Origin of the sequence: Pseudomonas sp. GZD-209 (assembly GCF_049310485.1) — a bacterium.
Lineage (GTDB): Bacteria > Pseudomonadota > Gammaproteobacteria > Pseudomonadales > Pseudomonadaceae > Aquipseudomonas > Aquipseudomonas sichuanensis.
Window position 1 is genome coordinate 35,557 of the sequence record NZ_JBMOWQ010000206.1, and the last position, 8,328, is coordinate 43,884.

The 8,328-nt window shown below is 63.7% G+C and carries 9 protein-coding genes; 2 read left to right on the plus strand and 7 right to left on the minus strand.

Translation table 11 applies throughout. The annotated features are described in order from the left end of the window. Window position 1: 1 nt before the first annotated feature. A complete protein-coding gene (locus ACO6VM_RS21685) occupies window positions 2–1,672 on the plus strand; it encodes a protein kinase domain-containing protein (protein WP_422403808.1) in 1,671 nt (556 codons plus the stop codon). A 27-nt stretch (window positions 1,673–1,699) separates the two neighbouring features. Continuing rightward, window positions 1,700–2,446, plus strand: a complete 747-nt coding sequence (gene cobA, locus ACO6VM_RS21690) for a uroporphyrinogen-III C-methyltransferase (RefSeq protein ID WP_401056357.1) — start codon at window positions 1,700–1,702, stop codon at window positions 2,444–2,446. A gap of 69 nt (window positions 2,447–2,515) precedes the next feature. Here cobA and ACO6VM_RS21695 read toward each other — a convergent pair whose 3' ends face one another. The 7 genes from ACO6VM_RS21695 to ACO6VM_RS21725 form a co-directional block, all read right to left on the minus strand. Then, on the minus strand, window positions 2,516–3,550 hold the full coding sequence (locus tag ACO6VM_RS21695; RefSeq protein WP_110991830.1) for an OmpA family protein: 1,035 nt from the start codon (window positions 3,548–3,550) through the stop codon (window positions 2,516–2,518). A 110-nt stretch (window positions 3,551–3,660) separates the two neighbouring features. Further along, on the minus strand, window positions 3,661–4,227 hold the full coding sequence (gene sigX, locus ACO6VM_RS21700; RefSeq protein WP_110991831.1) for an RNA polymerase sigma factor SigX: 567 nt from the start codon (window positions 4,225–4,227) through the stop codon (window positions 3,661–3,663). Between the two features lie 113 nt (window positions 4,228–4,340). Then, window positions 4,341–5,165 carry a mechanosensitive ion channel family protein gene (locus ACO6VM_RS21705; RefSeq protein WP_110991832.1) on the minus strand — a complete coding sequence of 275 codons (825 nt, stop codon included), beginning with the start codon at window positions 5,163–5,165 and terminating at the stop codon, window positions 4,341–4,343. Between the two features lie 2 nt (window positions 5,166–5,167). Beyond that, window positions 5,168–5,431 carry a CrfX protein gene (locus ACO6VM_RS21710; protein WP_110991833.1) on the minus strand — a complete coding sequence of 88 codons (264 nt, stop codon included), beginning with the start codon at window positions 5,429–5,431 and terminating at the stop codon, window positions 5,168–5,170. A 106-nt stretch (window positions 5,432–5,537) separates the two neighbouring features. After that, a complete protein-coding gene (locus tag ACO6VM_RS21715; protein WP_422403809.1) occupies window positions 5,538–6,533 on the minus strand; it encodes a zinc transporter ZntB in 996 nt (331 codons plus the stop codon). A gap of 27 nt (window positions 6,534–6,560) precedes the next feature. Next, window positions 6,561–7,052: a ribonuclease E activity regulator RraA gene (gene rraA, locus ACO6VM_RS21720; RefSeq protein ID WP_390967293.1), complete on the minus strand. Its 492-nt coding sequence runs from the start codon at window positions 7,050–7,052 to the stop codon at window positions 6,561–6,563. A 194-nt stretch (window positions 7,053–7,246) separates the two neighbouring features. After that, window positions 7,247–8,239, minus strand: coding sequence for an alpha/beta fold hydrolase (locus tag ACO6VM_RS21725; RefSeq protein ID WP_401056362.1), 993 nt, complete (start codon window positions 8,237–8,239; stop codon window positions 7,247–7,249). Window positions 8,240–8,328: the final 89 nt, after the last annotated feature.

The following is an 8,328-nucleotide window of genomic DNA, read 5'->3' on the forward strand; positions in this document are numbered from 1 at the left end:
CATGAGCCTGCAACTGAGCTTCGCCCAGGCCTCTGCCACCGGGCCCCGCGCAGAGAACCAGGACGCTCTGCGCCTGGTCACGCCGGCACCGGAACTGGCCGCCAGCAAAGGCTATCTGTTCGCCCTAGCCGACGGTGTCAGCCAGTGCGCCGATGGCGGCCTGGCGGCTCGCGCCAGCCTGCAGGCTCTGGCCCTGGACTACTACGCCACGCCCGCCACCTGGGGCGTGGCCCAGGCCCTGGACCGGCTGTTGCTGGCCCAGAACCGCTGGCTGCGCGCCCAGGGCAACGGCCAGCCGCTGCTGACCACCCTCAGTGCCCTGGTACTGCGCGGGCGACGCTTCACCCTCGCCCACGTCGGCGACTGCCGCGTCTACCGCTGGTACGACGGCCAGTTGCACTGCCTGAGCGAAGACCATGTCTGGGACCAGCCCGGCATGCAGCACGTCCTCAAGCGCGCGTTGGGGCTGGACCAGCACCTGCTGGTCGATTACCTGGACGGCGAGTTGCACCACGGCGAACGCTTCCTGCTGCTCAGCGATGGTGTCTGGGCCAGCCTGGGCGACCAGCGGATCCAGGCCATCCTGCGCGAACACCCCGACCTGCAGGACGCCGTCGACACCCTGGTAGCCACCGCCCACCACAGCGGCAGCCAGGACAATGCCAGCGCGCTGCTGGTGAGTATCGACGAGCTGGGCGCCGCCAACCTCGGCGACACCCTGGCGCAATTGCAGCAGTGGCCCTTGCCCGGCCCGTTGCGTGACGGGCAGATGATCGATGGTTGGCGGGTCGAGGGGGTGCTGGCACAGAGTCGGCAATCATTGCTGTACCGGGTACATGACACACTTGGCCAGGCCTGGCTGCTCAAGACCCTGCCGCAAGCCCGTGATCATGAAGCGGGGGCCGCCCAGGCCCTGTTGCTGGAGGAATGGTTCCTGCGCCGGGTGGCCGGCCGCCACTTCCCCGAGGTGCACCCGGCGGGCCAGCGCCAGCATCTGTATTACCTGATGCGCGAATACCCAGGCACGACACTGGCCGCCGTGCTCGCGCAGCACGGCCCGCTGCCCCTGCCCCAGTGGCTGGAGATGGCGCGCCAGTTGCTGCAGGCCGTCGGTGTGCTGCACCGGCGCAACCTGCTGCACCGCGATATCAAGCCTGAGAACCTGCACCTGGGCAGTGACGGTCAGCTACGCCTGCTGGACTTCGGCCTGGCGTACTGCCCGGGCCTTTGCGAGGACCAGCCGCACAGCCTGCCCGGCACTCCGTCCTACATCGCCCCAGAGGCGTTCGATGGCCAACCGCCGAGCCCCCGCCAGGACCTCTACGCCGTGGGCGTGACGCTCTACTACCTGCTGACGGGCCACTACCCCTATGGCGAAGTCGAGGCATTCCAGCGCCCGCGCTTCACCGTACCGGTCAACCCCGGCCGCTACCGCCCCGACCTGCCCGATTGGTTGCAACGCAACCTGGAGCAGGGGGTGGCCGCTGATCCTGCGCAACGTTTCGAGACCGCCGAGCAGTGGCTATTGCTGCTCGAACGCGGCGACCGCCAGGTGCTGCCCGACCGCCCGCGCCCCCTGTTGGAGCGTGAGCCACTGAAGGTCTGGCGCAGCCTGGCGCTGCTGTCCTTGCTGTTCAACCTGATCCTGCTGTTCGCCCTGCTCAAGGGTTGAATGGCACCTGTCGATGAGGAACACCCGATGAATGCGAAAGTCTGGTTGGTTGGCGCCGGCCCTGGCGACCCCGAACTGCTCACCCTCAAGGCTGTCCGCGCACTGGGCCAGGCCCAGGTAGTGATGATCGACGACCTGGTCAACCCGGCCCTATTGGCGCACTGCCCGCAGGCACGGGTGATTGCCGTGGGCAAGCGCGGCGGTTGCCGCTCCACCCCCCAGGCCTTCATCCAGCGCCTGATGTTGCGCCACGCCCGCCAGGGGCGCTGCGTGGTGCGGCTCAAGGGTGGCGACCCGTGCATCTTCGGCCGCGCCGGCGAAGAGGCGCTGTGGCTGCGTGGCCACGGCATCGAGGTAGAGGTGGTCAACGGCATCACCGCCGGGCTGGCCGGAGCCACCCAGTGCGACATTCCACTGACGCTGCGCGGCGTCAGCCGTGGCGTGACGCTGTTGACCGCGCACACCCAGGACGACAGCGAACTGAACTGGCAAGCACTGGCCCAGGGCGGCACGACCCTGGTGCTGTACATGGGCGTGGCGCGGCTGGAGCAGATTCGCCGTGGCCTGCTGCAAGGCGGGATGGCGCCCGGCACGCCGGTGGCGATGATCGAGAATGCCTCATTGCCGCAGCAACGCGAGTGCCGCAGCCACCTGGCGGCGCTGGAGGAGGACGCATTGGCCTTTGGCTTGCGCAGCCCGGCAATTCTGGTGATCGGTGAGGTGGTGGGGGCGGTGCAGGCGGGTATCGAGCGTTTTCGTGCTTTGGCGGGCTGACACGCCCCACAAATCCCAGGCAAAGAAAAACCCGGCCGAGGCCGGGTTTTTCGTGAAGCTTCAAACCAATTACTTGGCCTGGGCTTCTACCTGAGCTTCTACGCGACGGTTAACGGCGCGGCCAGCTTCGGTGGCGTTGTCGGCGACCGGACGGGTCTCACCGTAGCCAACCGAGTCAACACGGCTCGATTCGATGCCGTACTGCTGGGTCAGGACCTGCTTGACAGCGCCAGCACGACGCTCGGACAGCTTCTGGTTGTAAGCGTCTGGGCCGACGGAGTCAGTGTGACCTTCCACGGTGGTGGTGGTCTGTGGGTACTGCTTCATGAAGTCAGCCAGGTTCTTGATGTCGCCGTAGCTGTTAGGCTTGACGACCGACTTGTCGAAGTCGAACTTGACGTCCAGCTCAACGCGAACGACTTCGGCAACAGCCGGGCAGCCATCAGCGTCAACGGTAACGTTGGCTGGGGTGTCAGGGCACTTGTCGACGTTGTCGCAAACGCCGTCGTTGTCGCTGTCGGAGCAGACTTCAGCAACTGGAGCTGGAGCGGCTTCGGCGTGCTTCGGGCTACCGCCGAAGTTCAGGCCGATACCAACGCTCGGGGCCCACTCGGTGTCGCCCTGGTCGATGTTGTACTGAGCTTCAACGCCGGCACGGGCGTAGAACATGTCAGTGATGTACCACTTGGCGCCAGCGCCAACGTTGGCGAAGGTGGACTGGTTACGACCACCACGGCCGGTCTGGCCGAGCGACTGGTGGGAGAAACCGGCCGAAACGTATGGACGGATGGCGTCGTACGGGTTGTTGAAGTGGTACAGAGCGTCCAGGGCGGTGTTCGAGCCCTTGATGTTCTTGCCGTCTTCGCCACGAGCGTTGTGGACTTCGTCGTAGCCCAGACGCAGTTCAACGTCGTCGGTCAGGAAGTAACCAACCGAACCGCCGAACAGGTTGCCGTCGTTCTTGAAGTCGCGCTGGCTGTCGAAGAATTCTTTCTTGTAGAAGCCTTCAACCTCAACGGCGCCTTGACCTTGTGCCAGAGCGCCAAACGAAGTGGCGGCTACAAGCGAACCAATGGCCAAGCCCAAGGTGTTTTTCAATTTCATCCGTTAAATCCCCATCTGGTGATAGTTAAGCAGTCCCACCAACATCCGGGGGACAACTCGACGGCAAGTCTAGCAGAACTCGCCGGTTGGTTAGAGATATTTGAACGCCACTAAGTTTCAGTGAGCCCAGCAAATTTCTCTCTAAGCTTGTCGAGCGCGCGCTTGTAGCGCATTTTCGTAGCGCTCAGGCCCATGTGCATGATGTCGGCGATCTCCTGGAATTCCAGCTCTGCGACAAATCGCAGCACCAGGATTTCCCGGTCGATCGGGTTCACATGCACCAGCCATTTATCCAGCCCGCCTTTCTCTTCTGGTTTCGGAGCCTTGTCCTCGGACGCCTCTTCGACAGGGTCCAGGCTCAAGGCATCCATCAGCCTGCGCTTGCGGCGCTCCTTGCGGTACTGGGTGATGCATTCGTTGTAGGTGATGCTGTAGAGCCAGGTCTTGAACTTGGATTTACCCTCGAAGTTCTTCAGCCCGTACAACACCTTGAGCATCACCTCCTGACAGACATCGTCAGCATCCCGGTCGTTCCCCAGATACCGCGCACACACATTGAACAGCGTGCGCTGGTAGCGCCTCATGAGCTCCTCATAGGCGCGGGTAACGTGAAACAGCTCCTCATGCGAACGCGCCACCAACTCCTCGTCGGTGAGCTCCCGGGGGTCATAGCGCATGGGCGGCAAATGAACTTTATTCAATGCGGATCTGGCCGACAGTCGGGTCAATGTCGCCGCTCAGCCCCAAGGGCCGATTTTCGCGGCGGCATACATTAACAGCTTTTGTGCGGTTAGCGGCTATTTACGCGCTGCTCGAGCAACTCGCGATTCGACAGCGACACCAGTTCGCCATCATCGGTCAGCAGCGTGGTCTTGACCGTGCCGATCTCTTCGATATGCCCTTCGACCTCTCCAATCCGCACCTGCTGGCCGACCTGATAGAGTTCGCGCACGTAGATTCCAGCAAGAATCTGCCCGGCGATTTCACGGCTGCCGAGGCCCATTGCCAACGCAATTGCCAGACCAACGGTTATCAAACCGATGACGATCACATGGTTGAGCAGGTCGGTCTTGACCTCCAACTGGCTGATCGCCACCGAGATGCTGATGATGATCACCAGGCCCTGAGCGATCCGCCCGACACCAGCGGCGTATTCCAGCCCAATGCCTTCGGCAGCGCCGCGCACCAGGCCGTTGACCAGCTGCGCCAGCAGCACACCGGCCAGCAGCACCAGCGCCGCACCGAACACCTTCGGCAGGTACAGGGCGAGCATGTCCAGCGTTGCCGAGACCCGCTCCAGGCCCAGGGATTCCGCAGCAGATACCAGGAAGATCAACAACACGAACCAGTAGACGATCTTGCCCACCAGCGTCGAAATCGGCACCTGGATCCCCGCCCGGGCAAGGATCTTGGTCAGCCCGGTACCGCTCATCAAGCGATCCAGGCCAAGTTTGGCCAGCAGCTTGGACAGCAGTGTGTCGAGCAGCTTCGCCACGACGAAACCAAGCAGCACTACCACCAGCGCCCCGAACAGGTTGGGGATGAAGTTCGCCACCTTGGTCCAAAGGGCAGTCATGGCGGTGACCAGACTCTGGGTCCAGAGATCGAGTTCCATATTCAATCGGCCTTATCTACGTTTCTGCCGGAGGCAGGGTTGCGGGTGGCATTGCGACGCACTGGCGCGACATGCGCCGAGCCATTGTTGACAGCGATCATCAGTGCCTGGCTCCAGCGGCCCAGCAGGCTGAACAGATCGCCCACGCCGACCTGGCGGTTGGCAGTCTTGAGCACGCGACCCAGGCAGGCGGCGTCATCGCGCTCCTGGCCGGAGGGTGACGCCTTGAGCAGGTCACGCAGGGATTCTTCAAACGGATCGTGCATGGGCACCTCGCGCAGTGTCAGTCAAAGACGAGAGCTGCGAGCGATGGGTCACACAGGGATGTGGGACGAATGTTTCAGGATGAGAACAGAACAGGCCCCAGGCCATCTAGACCCACCGCAGCTTGCGGAACAACAGCCACTGCCCCACCGCCAGGCCGAGCACGATCAAGCTGGCGAACAGGAAACCATAAGGGCTGTTCGAGCCCGGTATGCCGCCGACATTGATGCCCAGCAAACCGGTGATGAAGCTCATGGGCAGGAAGATGCAGGTAATGATGCCGAAGCGGTACATGGTCCGGTTCATCCGCTCACTGCGGCGCCGATCCTCGCTTTCCAGCACCAGGGCAGCGCGCTCGCGGGCCAGCTCCAGCTCTTCGAGATAACGGATCAGGCTGTTGTTGAGCTCGTTCCAGTAGTCACTGTCGGGGTCGGCGAACCAGCTGCACTTGTTACGCGACAACTGCGCATAGATATCCCGCTGCGGTGCAAGGAAACGGCGCAGGCCGGCGGCACGTCGACGGATCTGCTGCAGGCTGCCCTGCTCAGGCGCATACCGTTCGTCGGCTTCCACCTTCTCTTCTTCGAGATCGACCGCCTCGGACAGGTCGCTGACCAGCGCCTGGACCTTCTCGGTGAGCAACTCGCCCATCAGCAGCAACAGCTCGGACGCCGACTTCGGCCCCCTGCCCTCGTCCAGTAGCTGGAGCACCTCGTCGCTGGCACGCAGCGGCCGCAGGCGCAGCGAGATGACCCGCCGCGCTTCGGCGAAAATACGCACCGAAACCATGTCCTCGGGCTCGGCACCCGGGTTGAGGTTGACCCCGCGCAGGAACAGCAGCATCTGTTCGTTGGCCAGCTGCAGCAAGCGCGGCCGGGTGTTCTCTTCCAGCAGCAGGTCGCAGGCGAACTCGCTCAAGCCACTCTCTTGCAGCAGCCAGGTGCGGGTCTGCGGATGGCTACGATCCCAGTGCAGCCACAGGCTCTCCAGCGGCTGCAGCTGCAAATCATCCAGCTCGGTACGGGCTATCGAACGCGCGCCGCCTTTGCCATCGAGCACCAGGGCATGCACCAGCCCCCACTGCGCGTTGTCTTCCTCGAACATCAAAGCTCCATCAGCGCGCGCCGCGCGTCACTCGGGCATCTTCAGCGGGCTTGGCGAGACGATGACGCCATTGTTGTCGGCGTACACATATTCGCCCGGGCGGAAGGTCACCCCGGCAAAGGTCACCGCGACGTTGAGATCGCCAATACCGCGTTTGTCGGTCTTCATGGGATGGCTGGCCAGGGCCTGCACACCCACATCGGTCTGCACCAGCACGTCGACGTCGCGTACACAGCCGTAGATCACCAGGCCTTCCCAGCCGCTCTTCGCCGCCTTTTCGGCGAGCATGTCGCCCAGCAGCGCACGGCGCAGCGAACCACCGCCATCGACCACCAGCACCTTGCCTTTGCCGTCGAGTTCGACCTGCTCTTTGACCCGCGAGTTGTCCTCGAAGCACTTGATGGTGACGATCTGGCCGCCGAACGAGTCGCGGCCACCGAAGTTGCTGAACATGGGTTCGAGCACCTGGACGAGGTCTGGGTAGGCGTCGCAGAGGTCGGGCGTTACGTAATGCTGCATGGGAAACTCCTGTCAGTCACAACGAAAGCGAAGGTGGGATCAAGGCTACACCTTGCAAGGCATGGCAGTCATCCGGGACCGAGCAGTCAATTTACTTTTGCCTGCTCCGGCCTCTTCGCGGGTAAACCCGCTCCCACAGGAGAGGTGTGAAATCCTGTGGGAGCGGGTTTACCCGCGAAGAGCCCAACGCAGAATCAACTGGCAGGCACCGGCTCCATCACCACCGTCGAGGCATGCACCGGCACCTGCGGATCCCTCAACCAGCGCTCCACCAACGGCCACACCTGGGCCTGCGCCGCCTTGCTGACCAGCATGTCGACGTGCCCGAAGGCATCGAAGCCCTGCTCCTGCCCCAGACGCAGGAACTGTTTGCTGTCACCGCCCAACTGATCGAACAGCTTGCGGCAAGCCCACACCGGGTCCTGGAAGTCCCCTGCCCCGGCCACGGCCAATACCGGCACATCGACCTCGGCCAGCCCCGCCCACCAGTCGCGGTCCTTGTCGCCGAACCGGCCGAACAGGCCATTCCAGCGCAGGCTTTCAAGCGCCAGGCCAATCGGCTCGTCTTCCGGGCCACGCTTGAGCCGCGAACCGCTGATCTGGTCAAAACGCTTGAGCAGCAGCTTCGCCCCCCACGCCACCGGCGGCACCTTGAGCGGCCAGTACACGCGGCTGACCTGAGCGCCGAAGAAGGCCGCACTGGCCACCTGGGCGCTGGCCAGGTAGCCACCGCCCAGCGCAGCGGCCAGGGTGGTGCCGCCCAGGGAATGGCCCAGCCAGTGCGGCGCCTGCCCAGCCTGCTCCTGGACGAAAGCGCCAATTACCGGCAAGTCATAGCGGGCATAGTCGGCCACACGGTTGTGCTGCCAGGCGCGGTTGCGTGGCGACAGGCCATGGCCGCGCATTTCCGGGATCCATACATCGAAACCGGCGCGGGCGAGGTAGGCACCCAGGCCGATGCCCTTGGGTGAGTACCAGAAGCGCCGGTTGGAAAAACTGCCGTGCAGGAGAATGACCGGCACGCCCTGGGCACGGCCCTGGTCGGCCAGGCCCAGGCGAGTGACGGCCAGCTCGACGCTCGAATCGGGGCTGTTGCCGGCCTTGATCCGGTAGACGTCTTCGCTGAGGTCGCCGCGGCGCTCGGCACTGAGCAACGCGACGGGGAATTGGGTGCTGCTGCTTTGCATGGTTTCACAAACTTGTAGAGGGTCAGAACGTGGGAGCGGGCTTGCCCCGCGATGGCGCCAAGCCAGACGACACAAGTGTCTGCGCTGGC